Origin of the sequence: Nocardia arizonensis, assembly GCF_001310275.1 — a bacterium.
GTDB lineage: Bacteria > Actinomycetota > Actinomycetes > Mycobacteriales > Mycobacteriaceae > Nocardia > Nocardia arizonensis.
The window spans coordinates 1-225 of sequence record NZ_LGYZ01000128.1; the positions used below are offsets into that span (position 1 = coordinate 1).

Here is a 225-nt window from a genome sequence, read left to right on the forward strand (position 1 = left end):
CGCGGGTTCCGGAACAGTGCAGGTGACGGTCACCACGGTCGGCGGAACCAGCAACGGTGTCGCCTACACCTACGTTCCGGTCCCCACCCTCATCACGGTGGTACCGAACGTGGGACCGGTAGCCGGCGGAACAACGGTCATCCTCACCGGAACCGACCTCACCGGAGCTACGGCGGTCGATTTCGGTGCGACACCGGCGACCTCGTTCACCGTCGACTCCGCGAC

1 protein-coding gene is annotated in these 225 nt (G+C 66.2%); it reads left to right on the plus strand.

Features of this window, described 5'->3' with window-relative positions:
• Positions 1 to 22 precede the first annotated feature (22 nt).
• On the plus strand, positions 23 to 225 hold a 203-nt coding region (locus APZ21_RS28855; RefSeq protein ID WP_204249175.1), incomplete at its 3' end, for an IPT/TIG domain-containing protein.